The sequence below is a fragment of the Calyptranema fuscum S582 genome, from assembly GCF_055793305.1.
Genome location: NZ_JBSLYH010000009.1, coordinates 34,584 through 56,094, shown reverse-complemented (window position 1 = coordinate 56,094; position 21,511 = coordinate 34,584). Strand labels below are relative to the sequence as shown.

Genomic DNA, 21,511 nt, shown 5'->3' with positions numbered 1-21,511 from the left:
TGTGATGTGAGTGCTGCGCGGAGTGCGGCACTCACATCACATTTCATAGCTGGATTAAGCGATGCCTAAAAGTTTCGCGGGGGGTCAAAAGGATCCTACCTCCACTTGGGTAGAATTGATTTTCTTATAAAAAAATAATCTTGAAGCCCTCATTTTCTGGCTTACTATCAAAAAAGGTTAAACCAGAAATTGGGACTTCTAAAAATTCCCTTTTGTTAGAAAATTCTTCCTACTCCTATTGGGGGCACAGCCCCCAATAGCCTATGGTGCAAAGTTTAGTGTTTGCGCTACTAGTACTCTGTAGTCAGCAGTAAATCTATCGCGGATCTAGTGGATCTATCAGCAATAACGATGCTTTTTAGCAATTTGCTCTGTAAATGACTTTTTGCCAGTAGATTTACTGAACCTTTATGGTACAGCCTGCAACCTTAAATTTATTAAGATACTGATGTTAGATCTCTTTGAAGTCGCACAGAATAGAAGGATGTCAAGGGATCTTGCCTGCTTGTGGGAATCGAGTCTCTACGTCCTTCAATGCATGAAAATTTGTATCAAATAGATATTGCTTGCTTGCAAGCTTTAACTTCTAAACTGTATGTCTTTTTTCGTATCTTATGTCTCGCGGTCTCAAGATGAAAGCTTAATTAATAGTATAAGAACTGCATATATACAGCCAGACCATTTCCCAACTGTTTATCATCTATGGGGCATTGGTGGTGTTGGAAAATCCACATTGATCCGTAAAATTGAAGAAGCTTTTCAACAGGATAAAAGACTTTCTAGAATTTGCTTTTATAGGGATCGAGGAATTAGCGATTCCCTTAATCCCATATCACTTATGGAGAAAATATACGAACAAATTGTTCCAAGAAATGCTTGGTCTGATCCATCATTTTGGCAACTTTATGAGGAATATTACAGTACAATATCCCAATTGAAGAATGAGCCTATATCAGGACGAGGTATAGTTACCGAAGAGCAACTACAATTGGTTAAAGATTTAGTTAATTTTGGAGTTACGCTCACGGGCAGTTATTTTCGAGCTACAGAAGATGTTCAGCAGAAAACCAAGGATGTGCTTGGAGAAGGAATAAATGCCGGACGTGCAGCTCTTTCCTTTGCTGATAGTGCTTGGCAATTTCTACAACAACACAGAGCAACAAAACGAAATAAATTACGCCAGATGCTGATGCAAGATCCAATTCAACATCTGACTCAGGCTTTTACAGAAGGTTTAAAGCAAGCATCGAAGGAAGATTCTATTCTAATACTTCTGGATCATTATGAGTATGCTTCTTCTGAAGTCGATTTATGGCTCTCAAGAGTATTATTGGCTGATAGTACCTTAAAAAATCATCAAATTCGTATAGTCTTAGCGGGTCGATATCGCCTCTTAACAAAAGAAGTTTGGCAGAAGTTAAATCAAGAACATTGTATTGAGGAACATGCAGTTTCTAGATTTAACGAGGAACAGACACGAATTTACCTTAAAACAGTAGGTATTGATGAAAACTGTTATGCAGAACAAATATTTAGACTAACTAAAGGTTTACCTTATTATCTAAACTGGGTAAAGAACGAGTACGGTAAAGGTCACGAAATCAACGATTTGCTCAATTTTCTAAAGGGTAACGAAGCAATTAGCAATATGCTGCTTCAAGGCTTCAATAAAAATCAGAAGCTAATTGTACGATATCTATCTTGTTGTCGATATTTTGATCGTAAGCTAGTTCAACATATATTGTTGGCTTTGGAACTAACTTCTGACAAGGATGCTGCTGAGGTCTATGATCATTTTAATTGGCTTGTGGAACAGACCTTCGTGGATCGAGATCCTTTAGGTTATTTCTTGGATGACGTATTCCGAGATGTATTAAGAAACTCTTTTTATCAGGATGATCAAGACTCATTTTACCGAGTTTGTCGCACCATAGCAGACTACTTTCAATCCAAGTCTGATGCTGAGGTAAAGCCTAATAGTTCTTATGTGCTTAAGTATGAGAACCAGGACTGGAGATTTTTAAGATCGGAATATCTATACTATCTATTATTCAGCCATGATTTTGATGAGTTTCAATTTCAATTTCAAACACATTTTTTAGAAGGATGTTACTTTAGACAAAAAGATGGGGTTGTTCAAAAAACTTTAGAATTGCTCTGTACAGAATCTGAATTAAGTAAACATCCGCTTCTCTCGCATCCAAAAAGAACTTTTCTATCCGACATATATCCGTTAGTTATCCATGGTGAAATTCTTGAAAAAGAACTAACTAGTGATGTGTCTACCCAAGAATGCTTTAGATTTTCAAAACAAGAGATTTCGAAGGCTATTCAAATGTGTTTTTCTAACTTAGAAAAACTTGATGGGCTGTCTAAATTCTATGCTCTATTGAGTTTAGCTATACAAGCTCCTCGCTTCCAGAAAAAGACTTATATAGAACAGGCTGAAGAACAAGCTAGTAAATTGCTTGTATACAATGACTCTCTTTTTAACTTGAGATTATTTCTACATGGAATAGGGAAAATTTGGCATGATATTGGTCAGTATGAATTAGCAATTGTTAGTTATGAAAAAGCGCTCAGCTTTAGATCTGACTCTCATGAAGCATGGAACAACAAAGGAATTGCTCTTTTTAATTTAAAACGTTATGAAGAAGCTATTGAAAGTTACGATAAGGCTTTAGAAATTGAACCGGAAAAATATTATTCGTGGGATGCTCGCGGTATCGCACTCAGTTGTTTAAAGCAGTATGAGGAAGCATTGAGAAGTTATAACAAAGTACTTGAAATTAAGCCTGATGATTATCAGGCTTATTATAATCGAGGAATTGCTCTGTGTAATTTAGGAAGGGAAGAAGATGCAATTAAAAGTTGGAAGAGGGCAATTGAGATTAAACCTGATTATCCTCAGCCATACTACAATTGTGCATGTCTTTATGCACGTTCTCACAACATTGACTTAGCTATAGAATGTTTGAAGCAAGCTATCAGTATAAACCCTAAAAAATATTTGGCTATGATTCAAAACGATTCTGACTTTAATAATATTAAAGATGAAATAAGCTTTAAGGGATTGCTAGCGGGGAATATTTAAATAGTTCTTATGGATTACTGTAACTTTTCATCTTATTAAACTTAGGAGTGAGATATGAGACTTGTCAAATTAGGACTTCACGTATTGTTGGCTACTACGGTTTGCCTAGGATTTGGAGCTTTTTCTATAAGGGAATCACAAGCTCAACGTCCTACTTTTTTATTGGATTTAGGTTGTGCAAATATTAGCGGTGGGTGGTACCAGAGCCGGAGAGATATTTCTGTAGGTCGGCAACTTTACACTACAGTTATGTACATGACGGGAAACTCCGGTTTTACGTGTAGATTACCGTCATCTGATTCTCAAAGTTTAAGGCTTGAGTTTGGTATACGCGATGATGACTCGGACTATCCTCCTACACGGCTCGATATTTATGTAGACGGTAATGCAGCGCAATCTGTGCTTGTTTCTCGTAGTCAAGCTAGAACTGTTTTGCTTGATGTTACCGGCGCTAGGAGTATTTCCTTGGAAACCAGTTGTTTAAGAGCCAGCGGTTGCAATAGAATTCATTTCTGGAATGCTCAGCTAGAGACTGGACCGGTTTCTCCTGGCAGGAGACCCTGAATTTATGTCTTTAAGCCGTCGCCGGTTTAATCGTTTGGTGGTTATGGGAGGAGCATCTGTTACAACTTCTTCAGGTATCTTTTTCCCAAAACCAGCTGAAGCTTATACCGTAGAATTTTCGTTGGCAGATTTTTCCAGCTCTAGTGTTTTTAATCGTCTTCAACGTTTAGCAAATGCTAGGGCACTGCCTGGTGTTTTAACGCCTATCTTGAGAGGTGAGTCACCAAGTTCAGACGAAGTTCCTCGTGAGGCAGCTCCCGTAATTCGTAGCTCTGATAGAGTTCTTGTAAACCAGCAGTTTTCCCAATCAAGAACTGAACTTGCACGAGCTGGTACTAGTGCAGCTCCTAATCTTTTATGGGGAAGACAGCGCCAGGAAAATCTCGGTCCTAATGTTGGTTTTGGCTTTGTACAAGAGTATGAAGATCAGTTTAGTGATGCCAAAATTTCTGGTCCAACGATAGCAGGTATTCATAACGCTCAATTGATTTTGGCAGATGCGAGGCTTGCGCCTAATGAAGTTGCGGCTTCTCTTTTACCTGTTCGTTCTACGTTTGACGACTTAGGTAGTTGGACCGGCGAAGAGGGTTCAGGAACTAGTTTTACCCAATTTCGTACTAGTGCGGGTACCCTGACCTCTCGCTACGACCTTATCGAGCCAGGTCGAGGAGGTTTTGGTGAAGTCTTGATTACCCTAGAGGCGGAAGATCAGCCACGACGGGATATTTTAGTAACTGTAGTTTTCTCATAAAGGTAAGAGTCATTAAAGATGTCACAAATAAAACTGTTGGCAAAAAATTAGGAGCAACATAGCAAAGTCATATCCTGAGATTCAGCACCGAAAAGTGCTCAATCAAATTCTTTCAGCGGTTTATCTGGCAGTCGCTCTTTGTTAGCAATGTCCTGAGTCTGTTGGAGGGGGGTGGGGGATGAGAGCTAATCCCGATACTCATGAGAAGTGACCCACTAATCGAGTTCTCGTCTGCCTTCTAGCGCTCGTGCCAGGGTAATTTCATCGGCATATTCCAGATCACCCCCCATGGGCAACCCAAACGCAATGCGAGTGACGCGAGTGAAGGGTTTAAGCAGATGCCCAACGTAAAGGGTTGTGGTATCTCCTTCGATGCTGGGGCTAATTGCCAAAATTAATTCTTGAATGCTGTTGCGGCTGACCCGATGCACCAGAGCATTGATATGGAGTTGGTCAGGACCAATGCCATTCATCGGTGAGATCAGCCCACCCAGAACATGGTAAAGCCCTTGATATTCGCGGGTTTTTTCTAAAGCGATAACGTCTTTTGGATCGGCAACCACACAAATGACACTGCGATCGCGACTGTTTGACCGACAAATTTCACAGACAGGTTCGGCGGAGAGATGAAAACATTCCTGGCATAGCCCAACTTTTTGTTTGGCGTCTAATAGCGCTTGTGCCAGCGCTTGGACTTCTGTCTCAGGGCGTTTTAAGATATGCAACGCTAACCGTTGTGCGGTTTTAGGACCCACACCCGGCAGTTTTTGGAATTGCTCGATCAGCCGAGCTAGCGGACGAGTATAAACTGGAAACCTCCTTTGCCGCAGGTCATCAGAGCCGGTTTAAGTCTTGCAGCAATGCCATGCCGACACATTTCTATTCCTATGATCTATTCCTATGATGACATTTCTTTAAGATCCCATCCGGAAATTAGAGAGTTTGCGGTTGTGAGGGATTAAAAATTAAAATAAAATCCCAGTTTGGTGGCGCGGCGAAGCCGCGCCACCAAACTGGGATTTTAGGAACTGGTAGACAAAATTCAAAGTTTTACAACGGGGTGCCGGGGTGGAACCCCTGCGTGGGGGCGCAGCCCCAAACTCCATGTGCAAAGTTTAGTGTTCGCAACACTAGTAAATCCCTTATATGCCTTTATTTTATTGAGGGTAGGGTGCGTCATTTGCTGCCAAGACACCCTATGATACGAGATTGTTACACCAGTGTTGCAAGCTATATTCTGCAACCGCTTGAGATCCAGGGAGAGGGCGGGACATGTCGGTTGAGAGCCTGAGTGCATTCCTGACTGCGGTGCTTGATGACGAACAGTTGCGGTTTCGGCTGGTTCATGCCGATCGACATAGCGATCGCCTCAGTCACCTGATTGAGCTGGGAACAGCCGCTGGTTTTAGCTTTGATGCTGCCGATGTCGTTGCCTTGGTTGCACCCAGTGAAGACTGGACGCAGGGCGAACTCGAAGTGTTTGAGCTGGGCGGAAAGTTGCGCCTCACGTGGTACGCCGCCGATGGCAACGACCAGACGATTGAATATGCCCGACCCAACGACTACGCCCATATTTTTCAGATCAATGTGGTTGCATCTGAACCGCTCAGTCCGGTCGAAGCGATTTTAGCAATCGGCTTTTTGGCAATGGTGATTGATGGCGAACGGGCTCCAGAAGAGATGCAAGTTTTAGAAGGCTATTTGCAGCAAATTGATCTGGTAGATCAGGCAAACCAGGCTGTACGTCAGAAAATCCAGCGGATTTTTCATCAAGAGGGACCGGGGGCATTGTTTAATGCGGCTAAATCTGCTCTGTCGCCCTCTGAAATTGAGACGGCGTTTACCCTGGCGACCCATGTGGTGCTGGCAGATAACCTCTTGATGGATGAAGAGAACGATTGTCTGGTGGCGTTAGCTCAGGCGCTAGAGATTACCGATGCAGCGTTTGATCAGCTTGTTGCCCAGGCACTCCAGCAGCATACAGAGACGGCTGGTGCACTGGATGCTACGCCATTGTTGAGGAGCGTACTCACGTTTTTTCAGGCTGAAGATTGGACGATTGACGAAATTCAAGACGCGTCTAACTTAGTTACGAGCTACCAGGGACAAAATGGCGCGTGGCTGTGTGTCGTGGAAGTGCAGGATGCCATTGAACAAGTTTTGTTTTACTCGATTTGTCCGATTACGGTGCCAACGGCAAAACGGGCAGACGCTGCCGAATTTATTACCCGCGCCAATTACGACTTAACGATCGGTAATTTTGAGATGAGCTTTGACAGTGGTCAGGTTCGCTATCGTACCAGTATCAGCCTGGAGGGAGTGCCCTTAAGCGATCGCCTGCTCAAACCTGTCGTCTATGCCAATGTGCTGGCGATGGATCAATATCTACCCGGCATTCAGGCGTTATTGCAAGATGTCTCTCCTGAAGTGGCGATCGCCCAGATTGCCGGACTGGATACCTGACTTGTGCGATCGCGCGGTTTTAAATGGCATCCATCTCAGGGATTGAGAGAGTGATGGCGGAACCATGCCTCTCTCCACCCGTCAGCTCAGGCGGCTAATAAAGATTGTTGAGAGAATGTATCGCAGATTCGTAAAGAGATAGTAAATCCGCTGTCATATTTGTCCGCGACCGCCATCCGCTTGCGAAAATTTACTGAGATGTCATTGGAAAAACGTTGGCTTTCCCCTGAGGATCGTGGATTTTGTGCGAAACACAAGGTGTTGTGAGAGAGCCGCGCGGAGCGCGGCTCTCTCACAACACCCGTAATCTATCCGAGTCTAGATTGCAGATGGATGAACCTGTCATTCTGTTTGAAAGCGATAGCAAAACCGTTGCTCTCTCAAACAAATAGGGTTGATAAAATCCGAAATCCTACGTTTAGTGGAAAAATAGGATGCCGAGAAACTCTTGAGTTCGTTTTTAAATCAGTTTTTTAGGAGGGCAGGATGGCAAATGATCCTGGAGAGAGTATCAAAGATGCTGCCAAAATTAAGGTAAAAAAAGCATCTCGAACATTTAAAGGGTTTGTCGGGGAGAGCGATCGCTCAGATTTTTATGCCTTTAGTCTGTCTAAAAAGAGTAGTTTTAATCTGTCGCTTAAAGGCTTGCAGGCTAATGCCGATGTCTTTTTGCTAAGTGCCAAAGGCAAAATCTTAGACAAGTCTCGCAAAGCCGGACGTAAGTCAGAAGATATTCTTACGACCCTGAAGAAGGGCACCTATTACATTAAAGTTTCTACCCGTACAGGTCGAGATAACACTTCCTATCGACTCACTGTTTCTACCCGCAACACACCTCCTAAATTGACTGTCAATAAAGGCACTGCCATTGGGGTAGGTGAGACGGAAACACTGACCAGTAAGTTGCTCAAGGCGATCGATGCTCAGCAATCTGCCGGAGAGCTAACCTATACCCTTAACCAACTGCCGACGGTAGGACGATTAGAATTAAATGGCACGCTCTTAGAAAAAGGTGATACGTTTACCCAAACTGATATTAATAAGGGTCGAGTTACCTATACTCACACGGGGCAGATCATCCAACTGACGAACAACACCAAAGATGACTTTGCAGTGGGGATTTCAGGCTCTAACGTAGTTTGGAACGGATTTGATGGCAATGACTATGAGGTGTTTTTGTACAACGGCACCACGGGGGTGACAAAGCAACTCACCAATAACAGCACCGAGGATTTTGCCAATAGCATCTCCGGATTAAATGTCGTCTGGACAAGCTATGACCAAAACCAAGCGGGTAAATCTTATTTTTACAATGGCACGACAGGCACAACAACTCTTTTAGTCTCACCTGGGTTATTGGGGTCTGATCTGGGTGTGGCTCCTGTCATTTCAGGTTCTAAAGCCATTTGGACGGGGTTGAACAGCTCTAAGCTCGATCTCTTTCTTTACGACGACACAACCAAGACAACATCCCGAATCTCCAACAATTCCTTTGATGAAGCGGTGGTGGCGTTTAACGACTCCTATGTGGTCTACAACCGCCTCGACCCCAGTGACCAGACCCAACCCATTGAAGTATTCCTCTACAACATTGCCACCGACACAGCCATTCAAATTTCTAACGGCAGTAATACCAACTCCGCGATCGGGCTATCGGGTTCCAAAGTGTACTGGAACGGCTCTGATGGCAATGACTATGAAGTCTTTTCCTATGATGTCACGACTGCTAAGACGACCAATGTCACCAACAACAGTCAGGATGATTTGGTGGTCGCAGCGACCGGGCTTTCGGGAACAAACTTAGCCCTCAATCGCTTTGACGGCACGGATTTCGAAACGTTTTTCTACAATGCCAGCACCAATACATCGCGGCAATTAACCGATAACAGCACCGATGATGTGACCAGTGCCATATCGGGTGCCAATCTCATCTGGAGTAACTCAGATGCCAATAATCAGCCGCTCGATGTGTTGCTGTATAACGGCAGCAGTGGGATCACGACTCAACTGACCAATGATGCGATTGAGGATTTTTCTGTGGGTATTTCCGGGTCTAACGTGATCTGGAATCGGTTTGAGAGTGACGATGCGGAAGTCGTTTTGGCAAAAGTGGATGCTAGCGTTACCTCGGATCTGTTTAAGTTTACGGTCAATGATGGCGTGAAAGGCAGGAGAAAAGGAACCTTCAAAATTACGATCAGCTAAACTTAGAATCTGCCGCTGAATAAAATTTTAGTAATGGGTTACGCTGCACTTCGTCGCAGCGTTTCAGCTATATAGCGCTATGTAAATTCATTTAGTGCAGAAATGGTGTTGTGGGACGCTCCGCGCCCCACAACACCGTACTGAATCAACCCGCACAGCGCTATAGCAGTTCAGCGGTTGGTTAGGACAAAGGTTGTGTGAGAACCTGCGCAGAGCGCGGGTTCTCACACAACCTCCTGATTTAACCGTCTCAACGGTTGCTATAGCGATCCTGAGTCAGTTGTGAAAGCGCCCGCCCGAAGGGCGGGCGCTTTCACAACCGATCATTTTCACAAATCAAATAGGATTGCTATAGAAGACCATAAGTAATGTTGAAAATGCTACCCATGATCCGTACAGAGTGTAGAGTACAAATGTAGCTTTTTTTACGCATTCCATCCTGGTTTTACACAAGTCTGGGTGAGCGGTTGATCACAGAATGATAGGCATCTCATGGTAAATCGGTTGCAAACTGCTCTTCGCCATGCTCGGTCGATTGTCTTGGGGACTAAACCGCGTCGTGTTCGTGGATGGTTAGATGCGGATGAGACGGCGGATTTCTACCGGGTTCAGTTGGGTCAAAAGAGTAGTTTTAATCTGCACCTGGGTCGATTGAATGGGGATGCCAATTTAATATTGCGGAACCGTCGAGGAAAGGTTTTAGAGCGATCGCACCATTTCGGCACGCAGCCCGAACGCATGAACACGATTCTGGAACCCGGTGTTTATTACATCCAGGTTGTGCGACGGCAGGGCAAACAACCCATATCCTATCGCCTGAGATTAGCGGCTAACCAGATTACAGACCCCATTACAGACCCCGTCGTTGTTCCTCCGGTCGTCACCCCACAGCCTCCTCCCCCTGTGACACCGCCCCCGATCGCATCAGGCTTTAATTCTAACTATGGCTATGGTTTAGTAGACGCCGCTGCTGCTGTAGCTGAAGCAATGGGAGCGTCTCTCTTTGCCGATATGACCGATTTAGGGGGTTCTAGTTGGAACCTGGACAACATTAAAGCGCCAGAGGTCTGGAACCGGGGTATTACGGGAGGCGGGGTGGTTGTAGCCGTGATTGATACAGGTCTAGACTATACTCACAGCGACCTGCAAAATAGCCTCTGGATCAATCCAAACGAGATCTCTGGGAATGGCGTGGACGATGATGGCAATGGCTATATTGATGACATGTCTGGGTGGGACTTTTTTGCCCAAGACAATGCACCTTTGGATGAAAATGGTCATGGTACTCAGGTTGCAGGCGTAGTTGCGGCTGCGAATGATGGGGTAGGTAGCACTGGAGTCGCCTATGATGCCAAAATCATGCCCATCCGTGTCCTGGATGCCCAATTAGGAGGAACAACTGCCGATGTAGCAGCCGGCATTCGCTATGCCACAGCACAGGGAGCAGGCGTCATTAACCTGAGCCTATATACGGATGTGGATCATGCCATTGAAACCGCTGTTCAGGATGCCGTAGAGGCTGGAGTAGTCGTGGTAATGGCGGCAGGGAATAGTGGCGAAAGTCAGCCCGTCTTCCCGGCTCAACTGGCTCAGTCCTGGGGAATTGCCGTGGGAGCGATCGATCAAAATAACCAGATGCCAGCTTTCTCAGCCAGGGCAGGAACCGTCACGCTCAACTATGTGGTTGCACCGGGGGCGGGAGTCTACACCACCACGCTGAAAAATGATTATAAATTTGTCAAAGGGACGTCGATCGCTGCGCCCCAGGTGGCGGGAGTGGTAGCGCTAATTCGGAGTGCTAATCCTGACCTCACCCCCTTAGAAATCGAAGATCTATTGGTCAATACGGCAAATTCAACAGGCATTGCAGTCTAATGACAGGATGAACATGGTTGCCGGACAAACTCAACCCCCCTCCGATTCTGACTCGATCGATTCCCCTAGTTTTGAAATCAAAGTATCGCGCCATCTGACGACCTGGCTTGCCGAACAACGCGTCAGTCTGGCATTCACCACTCCACCTGCCAAATTGTTTTTAATTGGGTTAAAACCGGATGGGCAACTGTCGGTGTTTGAACGTACCTTTAATCGCTGTTTGGGGTTGGCAGCGGCGAAAGATACGCTCTATTTGAGCAGTCGTTATGAAGTCTGGCGGTTGGAAAACGCACTGCCCCCCGGACAGTTGACCGCCGAGGGATACGATCGCCAATACATTCCTCGGATGAGCTACACGACCGGGTTTCTGGGGATTCACGATGTAGCGATCGATCGCACCGATCGGGTAATTTTTGTGAATACTCGCTTTGGCTGTTTGGCAACGATCAGCGAGCAATATAGTTTTATTCCCCTGTGGAAACCGCCTTTTTTGCAAGAGATTGTCCAGGGCGATCGCTGTCACCTCAACGGTTTAGCCATGCGGGATGGTATGCCTGCCTATGTCACCAGCGTCAGCCAGACGGATGAATTTGATGGATGGCGCGATCGCCGCAGAGATGGCGGAACGATTACCGACATTGCCCGTAATGAAGTGGTGTTGACGGGTTTGTCGATGCCCCACTCGCCCCGCTGGTATCGTGACCAACTCTGGCTGACTAACTCTGGCACAGGCGAATTAATTCGGGTCGATCCGGAGCAAGGGAAGTTTGAAGCGATCGCCTTTGCTCCAGGCTTTTTGCGAGGATTATGTTTCGTGGGTGACTATGCCGTTGTTGGATCTTCTAAGCCCCGTCGGGGTGATTTATACTCTGGATTGGCATTAGATGATACCTTGCGAGAAACAGGTCAGGAACCCCGTCTGGGCATTTTCATCATCCACCTGCCCACAGGTAACATTGTTCACTGGTTATTCGTCGAAAGCACGCTGCGAGAGTTATATGATGTGGTCGCGCTGCCCGGTGTGCGGTATCCAATGGCGCTGGGCTTAGTGACCGAGGAAATTCAAAACACAATCTGGTTTGATCCAGGCTCAATGTCCATCGCATGATGGAGCAAAACCCTAGTCCTGCGTCCTACAGAGCACCATTACAATGGCAACGTTTCAACTGATCGAGTTAACCAACCATCGGATTACCGTCACCCCGCATTTCACAGAGTGGTTGGCAGAACAGCAGGTCAGTTTGGCGTTGACCAATACGTTGGGACATCACCTGTTTTTGATTGGCTTGAAACCCAATGGGCAGCTCTCCGTTCAGGACTATGGATTTGATCGCTGCATGGGTTTAGTTGCCCAGAATAGCAACACCCTGTATATGGTGACTCGGTTTCAGATCTGGCGCTTAGAAAATGCCCTGCCTCCCGGTGAGCTGACGGATGAGGGCTGCGATCGCCTCTATATTCCCCAACTGTCTTACATCACGGGCGTACTCAACATCCACGACATTGCCGTTACTGCCCGTCAACAGGTAGTCTTCGTCGCCACCCGATTTAACTGCATTGCCGCCGTCAGCCCGACCAAAAACTTTATTCCCCTCTGGCGACCGCCTTTCATCGCCCGAACCATCCCACCAGATCATTGTCACCTCAACGGGTTTGCTCTGCGGGATGGGGAACTTGCCTACGCCACCAGCTTCAGCCAAACCGACGCACCTGAAGGCTGGCGCAACTGCCGCCAATCTGGAGGCACGATTACAGACATTCCCAACCGACAAGTGGTTGTCACAGGCTTGTCGATGCCTCATTCTCCCCGCTTCTATCGTGGTGATTTATGGGTTGCCGAATCGGGAACCGGGCAGTTTGGACGGGTTGATTTGAAGCAAGGCAAATTTGAGCCAATGGTCTTTGGCGCGGGCTTTTTGCGCGGCTTAGCTTTTGTTGGTGATTTTGCTGTGGTTGGCTCTTCTAAGCCACGTCACGATGATTTTTTTGCAGGGCTGGAGTTGGGCAAGCGTCTAGAAACATTGGGAATAATGCCCCATCGGGGATTGCATGTGGTGGACTTGCGATCGCAAACAATTGTCCATTCTCTGGGCATCGAAGGCGTCCAGGGAGAGATTTACGACGTAGTCGTTTTACCCAAAGTTCGCCGACCAACGGTTCTAAATACGATTGATGACATCCAACGAACAGTCACAATGGCACCCCTGGGTCAGCTCTAACCATAGGTAGCGGTGTGCAAGTTCGTTCAGTACAGAAATGGTGTGGTGGGGCGCTCCGCGCCTCACCACACCATTTCTGTACTGAATTAGCTGGTCATTTTTTATACAAAAACTTTAAAACAAAATACAGATAAAATCCTGGAATTGTTGACGATTTTGGTGAATTGTCAGGTGACGTGAGTTGTTGAATTCCTTAAAAAAATGTAGAGTATTATCCCTGATTCATAACAATATCTGTTCTAAGTGGCTATTGCCACATTCTTGTCACAATCTTTCTTGAAAATAAATAACTCTAGCGCTTGACTGTTACAAAAGTTTTACGCGCGATCGCATGTGTCCAAATATACTTGATTTTTAATAAATTTTCTCTCGCAACAAATTATCGCTTCATAGCTTTATTCTCATGAATTCGAATGAGGAAACAGAGGAACACCTCCCCTTTCTTTTGGGGTCAAGCTGTCGCCATACGCTTTAAGCAGATTTTTTAACGTTACTGAGCAGAGATTTGTCCCGCAGAAACAGGCATCGCTCTCCAGAAAAGCGATCGCTCCTTGCTTGCAATCTAACTTTTTCACGTGAGGTGTATGATTCATGGCATTCGATTTTTCAGATGGTTACTCCCTCAGTAGCAACGATGTTTTGGGAGATGGGTTTGGTAGTGTCATCTCGACGTCCGGTGAAGTTTCTACCTCCAATGAATTGATTGCAGCGGTAGCCAACCAGAGCACTGGCGGTCTCGATTTTTCAGACGCTTACTCGTTAGCGGCATCCGACATCGTTGGTGATGGCGTTAGCTCTGCTGCTCTGCGTGGGCAGGTGGGTACTTTGGCAACAGGTAGCATCCAGTTGGTGGATAGCAGCGGTTTTGAGTGGTTCATCAACACAGATATCACCTTTGCCACAACGTCCTCTGCCAGTGGGGCAGCGAGCGAAGCGTCCTTTACAGTAGCAGTTGCTGCCACCACGCTGGGGGGTGGAACCGTTGCTACGACGTTGAATGATGCCTTCGACGGCTACAACACAGTATCCGTGAATGGGGTCACCTATAACGACAACGGCACTCCAACGACAGAGTTTACGGGAGCAGTTTCTGGCATCGATCGGCAAGTCGTGTACAATGCCCAAACCATTGGCAGCCTTCAGGTGACACGCAAAGTCTTTGTGCCTGATAACGATGCCTTTGCTCGCTGGCTCAACATTGTGACCAATACCAGCAGCACGACCCAAACAGTTACCTTGAGAATTGACAACAACTTGGGTTCAGATAGCAACACCACCATTGTCAGTAGTTCCGATGGAGATGCTACCGGAGAACTCACCGACACTTGGGTGACGACTTTCCAGAATTTTTCTGGAACCACTTCGTCTGATCCACGTCTGGGACATATTTTGCAGGGAGTCGGTGCCTCTGTCGGGCTGTCTAATATCTCCTTTACGAATGGAGACGATAACCCATTCTGGGAGTACACCTTTACGCTGGCTCCAGGCGAAACTGGAATCATCATGAACCTGGCAACGGGGCAAGCATCCAGAACAGCCGCAGCGACCAAATCAACAGAACTGGCAGGGGTCACCAGCAACATGCTGCAAGGCATGACGGCTGCCGAAATTAGCCAGGTCAAGAATTTCCTGCTGACGTCCACGGTTGAGTTTTCGCAAGCGACCTACCAGGTGAATGAAGATGGCATCGTAGCCGGAGTAGCAATCACCCTGACCCGCACGGGCTTAACCAGTATTGCTACCTCTGTGCAGGTACAACTTGCGAATGGCACTGCCACGGGTGGAGCACCGCCCCTAGCAGGCACAGAGGATTTTGATAACAGCCTGCTGACCATCAATTTTGCTGCCAATCAAACCACGGCAACGGTGGTTGTTCCGATTCAAAACGATAGCCTGGTCGAATCAGATGAAACGTTAAGTTTGACGTTGGTCAATCCAGGTACCCAGGCAGTGCTGGGTACTCAAACGACAGCAACACTGACTATCCTCAATGACGATGAAGAAGAGGTTGTGGTTGGCTGTCAACCGGGAGTCAATCTAAAGGGCAACGCCAACAACAATCGTCTTCAAGGAGGTTCTGACTCTGACACGATCCAGGGTCTAGGAGGTGACGATGTATTGCTGGGGTTAGGTTGTGAGGATACGTTGTCGGGTGGTAGTGGGGACGATCGCCTCTTTGGGGGGGATGAGGAGGATGTGCTGAGTGGTGATGATGGCAACGATAAGTTAGACGGCGGGACAGGTCGCGATCGCCTTCAGGGTGGGTCTGGAAATGATCAACTGTCTGGAAATATAGATGACGATACTCTATCAGGCGAACAAGGGAGTGATCGGGTCTTTGGACAAGGTGGCGATGACACCTTAAACGGCGGATCAGGCGACGATGTCATGGGCGGCGGACGTGGCAATGATGTGCTTGATGGCGGCAGTGGACAAGACCGAATGTTTGGCTATCGGGGCAATGACGTTCTCAATGGTGGACGGGATAATGACATTCTGGGTGGTGATGCGGGTAGCGATCGCCTCAGGGGTGATGCTGGCAATGATCTATTGATTGGCAATGGCAGCAATGACCAACTCTTCGGACAGACGGGAAATGATCGTCTGGGCGGTGGTGACGGAGATGACGTGCTCAATGGCGGAGCAGGTGATGATGTGCTGGTTGGTGATTTGGGGCAAGATGCCTTAACCGGAGGAGCGGGGCGAGATCGACTGGTCTACCGGAGTGTGGCGGAAAAAGGCGATCGCATTCTGGGCTTTAACATCCAGCAAGATACGATTGACCTGAGGGATATTGTTAAAGGAGCAGCCTATAGCGATTCTCAGCCTTTTGAGCGCTACGTTAAGCTCACCCAGTCTGGGGCAAATACCATTGTTCGAGTCGATGGTAATGGCAACGCCGCAGGTGGTTTGGTGATCTTAGCCACGCTGCAAAACGTGACTGCGAGTGCCTTGAGTGCCAACAATTTCCTGGTTTAGCCGTAGACGTGAGGATTGAATGTAACCGTGCTCTTGTTGAAGGGAGCGACGGCATCGCCGTCGCTCCCTTCAAAAGAATGACAGGTTAATTAATTTGTGATCCTTAGCCCCGCATAGAGTTTACACAGGCGATCGTCCGGTGGTTATTAATCAAAGACGTAGCTATCGGTCGTACAGACATTCACTTGATAATCTTCAACCGTACTTTCGTCTGAAAAAACTGCCATCACGTCATATAAACAGTTTTGCGCAGATGTATCGCGAAATGGCACCCGAGTCGATTCTCCCGGTCTCACCGTCTGACCATTGGAGAGAATATTGGCATCCCAGGTTGTTCGGTTTGATGCTGAGACATACAGTTCGACGATGGCTGTACGGCGGTTGTTTTGAACGGTAAAGTTTTCTTTGCTAGCGAGTGCGCCCTCTGTGGCAATAGAGGCGATCGGCAAAGCCATTATTGAGGCAACAACGATGTTGCGAATCAAAGTATGAGACATGGCTTCACATCCTTCCAATCAGGTCAATTAAGGTCTTGAAATACGGTTTGAATAGCAGATCAAAGCCCTTGCGGGCAAGTTTATAGGATGGAAGATACACCTAAATTTTTAGGGCTTTTGACCCATCATCTTCACGCCTGGAAAGTTAAATTCTAGTCTCGTATTCGGTAGCATATCAACACCGCTGTGCCAGCTGATCACCCTGTACAAGGGGAAGACAATAGTGCTAAATAGCACTCAATTCTGTTCAACCAGGTTACATAGCAATCCTATTTGATTTGTGAAAATGATCGGTTGTCAAAGCGCCCGCCCGAAGGGCGGGCGCTTTGACAACGGACTCAGGATCGCTATAGACATACAGATGGTATAGGGCGCAATTTAGTTTCCGGGTAGATTTGTCAGGGCGGTCATGGGACTACATTGATTGAAACCTTTTCATCTCTCGTCCAGTTTGAAAAGTGGAGATTTTTAGGCACAACGTACAGGTTTCAAAATAGATTGGGGTTATGGGCAAAACTTGAGCGATACCCATCCTCTAGCCAGCCGCGAAGTGCCATAACGCTAAACGTTTGTCGATTCTGGTGTCCGAAATCTAAGATCGAGAGTGGGTAGCGATCGCTTGATGAACTACCCTCCCGCTCGATATGCTTCAGAAAATTCCTTGGTATGATAGATTGCTTGCTTGACCAAACGCGTCGGTCAAGCGTAAATCAAATGTATAGTACGTAGATTTTATAGACTAGAGGAATAATGCAACCACCCATTTCTGCCGGGACTGTTCTCCAAAATCGTTACCGCCTGCTCAAAGTACTGGGGCAAGGCGGGTTTGGTCGGACTTACCTGGCAGAAGACCAGGGGCGTTTTAACGAGCCATGCGCCCTCAAAGAATTTATTCCGATGCAGGCGGGCGTGTATGCGTTGGAAAAGTCAAAGGAACTGTTTCAACGAGAAGCCTCGACGTTATATCAAATTCAGCATCCTCAAATTCCTCAGTTTCGTGCCACATTTGAGGAAAATGAGCGGCTGTTTTTAGTCCAAGATTTTGTTGAAGGCAAGACTTACCGCGACTTGCAGAATGAACGCAAGATGCAGGGCAAAACATTTTCTGAAGCCGATGTGATTCAGCTCATGCGGCAGTTGCTTCCGGTTCTGGCGCATATTCACAGCAAAGGCATCATCCATCGAGACATTGCACCCGACAATATTATTTTGCGCCAACAAGATAACTTGCCGGTGTTGATCGACTTTGGTGTGGTTAAAGAAGTCGTTACCCGGTTTAATTTGCCTGGCATGACGGCACAAAATACGACCGTCGGAAAGTTGGGGTATGCGCCGAGTGAGCAAATGCAAACCGGACGTGCCTATCCCAGTAGTGATCTATACTCCCTGGCAGTCACGGTGGTTGTGTTGCTGACGGGTCGAGAACCTCAAGAGTTATATGATGACGTTAACCTGACCTGGCATTGGCAAAAATATACCAATGTTCGCCCCGGTTTTGCTCAGATCCTGAACCGGATGCTGAACTATCGTCCGGGCGATCGCTATCAATCGGTCAGCGAGGTTGCCCAAGCCTTACAAACCCTGATCAATCCGGCTGCTAGCCCCATGTCTGCCACGGTTGCGACAGCTCCCGGTACCCCCGGTGCCCCAAATGTTCCCGCTGCTAACGTTTCCCAGATGCAAACTCTGGCAGTCGGGCGTCGCCCCCCCGATCCTGCCCCGATTGGAGCGCGGAACGTTCGCTCGCCCGACCCCATGGTGCCCCGACCCACAGGCAGTACGGTGTGGGACAATCCTCTGGCGGTGATTGGCATTTGCTTAGGGCTGGCTGTCGTTACAGGTATTGGATCGTGGGCAGTGGTCAGCGCTATTCTCAATACGTCTGAAACTCCTTCTGCCAGCGTCAGTCCGACTGTAACTGAAACGGCTAGCACCGTTAGCCCCAGCGCTTCCCCTTCTCCTACCGAACCGATTGAATATACCCAAACCCTTAATCTCAAAGCGGGTGACACAACTACAGCCGAAGGCAATTTAAAGGCGAATGAAACCGTCACCTATGTTGTGGCAGTTGCCGCAGGCGAATCGCTGAGTGCTAACCTTGCCGATGAAGGCGTCTTGCTAACAGTGTTGGGTCCTGACCAAAAACCTGTAGATGGTAACGCCGATCGTGTTCGCAGCTGGACAGGCACGGCGGAGACAGCGGGAGACTATTACATTCAGATCAGCCCGGTGCGCAATATCTCGGAAAGCGACTACAAAGTGACCATTGGGTTAGAACCGTCTGTAGAACCGTCGCCATCGCCTTCCGACAGTCCGTCGCCGTCGCCGTCGCCGTCACCCACTCCCAGTCCCTCAGTCTCTCCCGAAATTAATACCCAACGGGTTCGTTTTCCTGAAGGTGCAGATAGCATTTTGGTGGCTGAACGGGTTGCCCCGAATCTAATTCGCCGGTATCTGGTGAGAGCGCAGGCAGGGCAAGTGTTAACGTTGCAAGTTGAGTCAGGAAATATCACATTTAATGTTCTCTTTCCTAACGGTGACCCGGTGGAAGATGCGAGTGGCTCATCTTTCTGGGAGGCGCAGTTGCCCGAAACCGGAGACTATCAGATTGATGTCGCGGGCACCGATGCTGTAGACTTCACGCTTCGAATTAGTGTGACTGGGGAACCCTATTAATTGAAATCGAACCGCCTGAGGAGTTGCTTTGAACGCGTTATTTGTAGCAGGAACCGAGCAAGGGGTTGGGAAAACGCTTTTAGTTTCAGCCCTGGCAGCGTATTGGCAAACCTATTGTCGCGATCGCTCGTTGGGCATCATGAAGCCGGTTCAGTGTGGGGGTAGCGATCGCGATCTCTACCCGCGGCTGTTTGCCCTGGATCAAACCCTCGACCAAATTGCGCCAATTCATCTGGAAACAACATTAGCACCAGCGATCGCAGCTGCCCGTGAAGGCTATAAAATGCCGCTAGAAAAGGTTTGGCAAAGCTTGGAACACTTGACTCAACACCGTGACTATGTGTTGTTAGAGGGCATCGATGGCTTGGGATCTGCCATCACCCGGCACACTACCGTGGCAGATCTGGCATGGGATTGGCGGATTCCCATCGTGTTGGTGGTGCCCGTGCGTCCCAATGCGATCGCCCACGCGGTTGCCTGTGCTGCCTTAGCCAATCAATCTCGTGCCCATCTTAAAGGCTTTGTGCTGAATTGTGTTGAACCCTGTTCAGAGGCAGAAATCGCAGACTGGGTGCCTGCTGATTTGCTGCAATCGTTGACTCAAAAGCCGGTGTTCGGCTGCATTCCCCATTTGTCTAATGCGACTGACCTGAGCCAATTAACCCAGGCCGCATCGAACCTGGAACTGGAATATTTGATTCCGCATATTCATCTATTGCAGGTAGGTATGGCTTGATTTTGCCTGTAGACCCTCGACGCAGAGTCAACGGTCGGCTCCATCGCGCAAAGGACAATTTTTTGAAAGCCATGTGGAGCATGGCTTTCAAAAAATAATCCGGTTCTAGCCAAGTGCAAAACGCTATAGTTGCAACACATCCGTCTCAACATTAGCAATACTGCAAAAACAGTTTGACATGCTGTAGGTAGGTTTCTGCATCCTCCAGCATGGGAAAATGCGCTGTCTTTGGAATTTCAATATAGTTAATCTTGTCGCTCAGTGCGGCAGCTTTGCGTCCCATTTCTGCGGGAATGATAATGTCGTATTCGCCGGAGACCATCAATGTGGGCACGGTCAGACGAGCAAATTCTTGAGGCATCACATCTACTGCTTTTTTGCTAACGCAGGTAAAAATGGTGCCCAGGGCTGCGTCATAGTCTGCGATTAAAAAGTCTTCTAAAAAGGATTGGCTAATCTGGTTGGGTAAACCGCGATGCAGAAATCGAGCCATAAACAGCCGATTGGCAAAGGGAATTTTTGCCAACCACTGCGGACGAAAGCTGACGACATAGCGCCCAAATTTATAGAAAGCATTAAAGGCTTTTTCGTCATACTCAAAAATGCCATTGCAGGTCAAAATTGCCCGTTCGACCCGCTCAGGGTAGAGGTTGAGAAAGAAGGTCGCGATCGAGGCACCAGCCGAATGGGCGTTAATATAAACCCGTTCCAGTCCTAACAGCGTCAATAGCTCTGCTAAATCCTCTGCATAACTTTCTAGTTCATACCCCAAAGCTTGGGCTGTATCTGAGATCGGAACTGGTAATCGCGATCGCCCAAAACCTCGCAGGTCATAGAGCAAGCAGTCGAAATGATCCGTCAGAGCATGGGCAGTCGATTCCCAATAGCGGCACGATCCAGCCCAACCATGAATAAAGACTAAAACGGGTTTCTCTAAACCGGGACGATCGGATGTGCTAATCCACTCGTAGTAATGGTTGACGCTACGAACGTTAATGTAAGGCATTGTTAAACGGTTGAATGTTTTGTTTTGAGTGTTTTGTTTTGAGTTTTAAGGTACAGCAGTTTTGCTTAGAATCAACCACTTTTAAGGTTAGTTTGGGATTGCTGAGGATTTGAGGGCGCAACGGCGGAGCCGTCGCGCCCTCAAAAAGAAGGCTGGGTGAATGGAGTGTGCTCTGAAACGGCGATCGCGATCGCTAAATCTAGTACACCAACTTAAAAGCTTTAGAGGGGGTGGAGGGGGTAAAACCCCCTCTTGGGGGCGCAGCCCCCAAACCCCCATGTTGCAAAATTTAGTGTTTGTAATACTAGCTATTCTCAAGTACGCGAAGTCTATACTGTTGCATGGGAGCCGCGCTCCGTGCGGCTCCCATGCAACACCTGTAATCCGTTCAGCCACGCAGCGCTATATTTAAGCGGTTGTCAAAATAAATTAGCTCTGCGAACCCA

13 protein-coding genes are annotated in these 21,511 nt (G+C 47.4%); 10 read left to right on the top strand and 3 right to left on the bottom strand.

Going from position 1 to position 21,511, the window contains the following annotated elements; translation table 11 throughout:
• The first annotated feature begins 595 nt into the window (after window positions 1–595).
• Together ACR6Z4_RS08500 and ACR6Z4_RS08495 are read left to right on the top strand one after the other, a co-directional pair.
• The gene (locus ACR6Z4_RS08500) at window positions 596–3,094 is read left to right on the top strand and encodes a tetratricopeptide repeat protein (RefSeq protein ID WP_479716818.1); all 2,499 of its coding nucleotides are present in this window, start codon (window positions 596–598) and stop codon (window positions 3,092–3,094) included.
• 568 nt (window positions 3,095–3,662) lie between these two features.
• Window positions 3,663–4,409, top strand: a complete 747-nt coding sequence (locus ACR6Z4_RS08495) for a Tat pathway signal protein (protein ID WP_479716817.1) — start codon at window positions 3,663–3,665, stop codon at window positions 4,407–4,409.
• A 215-nt stretch (window positions 4,410–4,624) separates the two neighbouring features.
• On the opposite strand, the gene recR is transcribed toward ACR6Z4_RS08495, so the two are convergent.
• On the bottom strand, window positions 4,625–5,239 hold the full coding sequence (gene recR / locus ACR6Z4_RS08490; protein WP_479716918.1) for a recombination mediator RecR: 615 nt from the start codon (window positions 5,237–5,239) through the stop codon (window positions 4,625–4,627).
• 442 nt (window positions 5,240–5,681) lie between these two features.
• On the opposite strand from recR, the gene ACR6Z4_RS08485 reads away from it, so the two are divergent.
• The 6 genes from ACR6Z4_RS08485 to ACR6Z4_RS08460 all read left to right on the top strand — a co-directional run bounded on the left by ACR6Z4_RS08485 (window position 5,682) and on the right by ACR6Z4_RS08460 (window position 16,150).
• Window positions 5,682–6,872, top strand: coding sequence for a YbjN domain-containing protein (locus ACR6Z4_RS08485; RefSeq protein WP_479716816.1), 1,191 nt, complete (start codon window positions 5,682–5,684; stop codon window positions 6,870–6,872).
• 486 nt (window positions 6,873–7,358) lie between these two features.
• Entirely contained in the window at window positions 7,359–9,077 is a 1,719-nt protein-coding gene (locus ACR6Z4_RS08480) for a cadherin-like domain-containing protein (protein ID WP_479716815.1), read from the top strand.
• A gap of 492 nt (window positions 9,078–9,569) precedes the next feature.
• Window positions 9,570–10,952, top strand: coding sequence for a S8 family peptidase (locus ACR6Z4_RS08475; RefSeq protein ID WP_479716814.1), 1,383 nt, complete (start codon window positions 9,570–9,572; stop codon window positions 10,950–10,952).
• Window positions 10,953–10,965: 13 nt separating this feature from the next.
• The gene (locus ACR6Z4_RS08470; RefSeq protein ID WP_479716917.1) at window positions 10,966–12,060 is read left to right on the top strand and encodes a TIGR03032 family protein; all 1,095 of its coding nucleotides are present in this window, start codon (window positions 10,966–10,968) and stop codon (window positions 12,058–12,060) included.
• Between the two features lie 43 nt (window positions 12,061–12,103).
• Window positions 12,104–13,171, top strand: coding sequence for a TIGR03032 family protein (locus tag ACR6Z4_RS08465; protein ID WP_479716813.1), 1,068 nt, complete (start codon window positions 12,104–12,106; stop codon window positions 13,169–13,171).
• Window positions 13,172–13,762: 591 nt separating this feature from the next.
• A complete protein-coding gene (locus ACR6Z4_RS08460) occupies window positions 13,763–16,150 on the top strand; it encodes a Calx-beta domain-containing protein (RefSeq protein ID WP_479716812.1) in 2,388 nt (795 codons plus the stop codon).
• Between the two features lie 146 nt (window positions 16,151–16,296).
• Here the strand turns inward: ACR6Z4_RS08460 and ACR6Z4_RS08455 are convergent, their stop codons facing one another.
• The gene (locus ACR6Z4_RS08455) at window positions 16,297–16,647 is read right to left on the bottom strand and encodes a hypothetical protein (RefSeq protein ID WP_479716811.1); all 351 of its coding nucleotides are present in this window, start codon (window positions 16,645–16,647) and stop codon (window positions 16,297–16,299) included.
• A gap of 750 nt (window positions 16,648–17,397) precedes the next feature.
• Between ACR6Z4_RS08455 and ACR6Z4_RS08450 the strand changes: the two genes are divergently transcribed.
• Both ACR6Z4_RS08450 and bioD read left to right on the top strand, forming a co-directional pair.
• On the top strand, window positions 17,398–19,323 hold the full coding sequence (locus ACR6Z4_RS08450; RefSeq protein WP_479716810.1) for a protein kinase domain-containing protein: 1,926 nt from the start codon (window positions 17,398–17,400) through the stop codon (window positions 19,321–19,323).
• Between the two features lie 28 nt (window positions 19,324–19,351).
• Window positions 19,352–20,059 carry a dethiobiotin synthase gene (gene bioD / locus ACR6Z4_RS08445; RefSeq protein ID WP_479716809.1) on the top strand — a complete coding sequence of 236 codons (708 nt, stop codon included), beginning with the start codon at window positions 19,352–19,354 and terminating at the stop codon, window positions 20,057–20,059.
• A 151-nt stretch (window positions 20,060–20,210) separates the two neighbouring features.
• Here the strand turns inward: bioD and ACR6Z4_RS08440 are convergent, their stop codons facing one another.
• Window positions 20,211–21,065: an alpha/beta fold hydrolase gene (locus ACR6Z4_RS08440; RefSeq protein WP_479716808.1), complete on the bottom strand. Its 855-nt coding sequence runs from the start codon at window positions 21,063–21,065 to the stop codon at window positions 20,211–20,213.
• Window positions 21,066–21,511 lie beyond the last annotated feature (446 nt).

Coding starts and splice junctions, on each gene's coding strand:
- ACR6Z4_RS08500 (WP_479716818.1), top strand. CDS start 596: ATGTCTTTTTTCGTATCTTATGTCTCGCGGTCTCAAGATGAAAGCTTA.
- ACR6Z4_RS08495 (WP_479716817.1), top strand. CDS start 3,663: ATGTCTTTAAGCCGTCGCCGGTTTAATCGTTTGGTGGTTATGGGAGGA.
- ACR6Z4_RS08485 (WP_479716816.1), top strand. CDS start 5,682: ATGTCGGTTGAGAGCCTGAGTGCATTCCTGACTGCGGTGCTTGATGAC.
- ACR6Z4_RS08480 (WP_479716815.1), top strand. CDS start 7,359: ATGGCAAATGATCCTGGAGAGAGTATCAAAGATGCTGCCAAAATTAAG.
- ACR6Z4_RS08475 (WP_479716814.1), top strand. CDS start 9,570: ATGGTAAATCGGTTGCAAACTGCTCTTCGCCATGCTCGGTCGATTGTC.
- ACR6Z4_RS08470 (WP_479716917.1), top strand. CDS start 10,966: ATGGTTGCCGGACAAACTCAACCCCCCTCCGATTCTGACTCGATCGAT.
- ACR6Z4_RS08465 (WP_479716813.1), top strand. CDS start 12,104: ATGGCAACGTTTCAACTGATCGAGTTAACCAACCATCGGATTACCGTC.
- ACR6Z4_RS08460 (WP_479716812.1), top strand. CDS start 13,763: ATGGCATTCGATTTTTCAGATGGTTACTCCCTCAGTAGCAACGATGTT.
- ACR6Z4_RS08455 (WP_479716811.1), bottom strand. CDS start 16,647: ATGTCTCATACTTTGATTCGCAACATCGTTGTTGCCTCAATAATGGCT.
- ACR6Z4_RS08450 (WP_479716810.1), top strand. CDS start 17,398: ATGCAACCACCCATTTCTGCCGGGACTGTTCTCCAAAATCGTTACCGC.
- ACR6Z4_RS08440 (WP_479716808.1), bottom strand. CDS start 21,065: ATGCCTTACATTAACGTTCGTAGCGTCAACCATTACTACGAGTGGATT.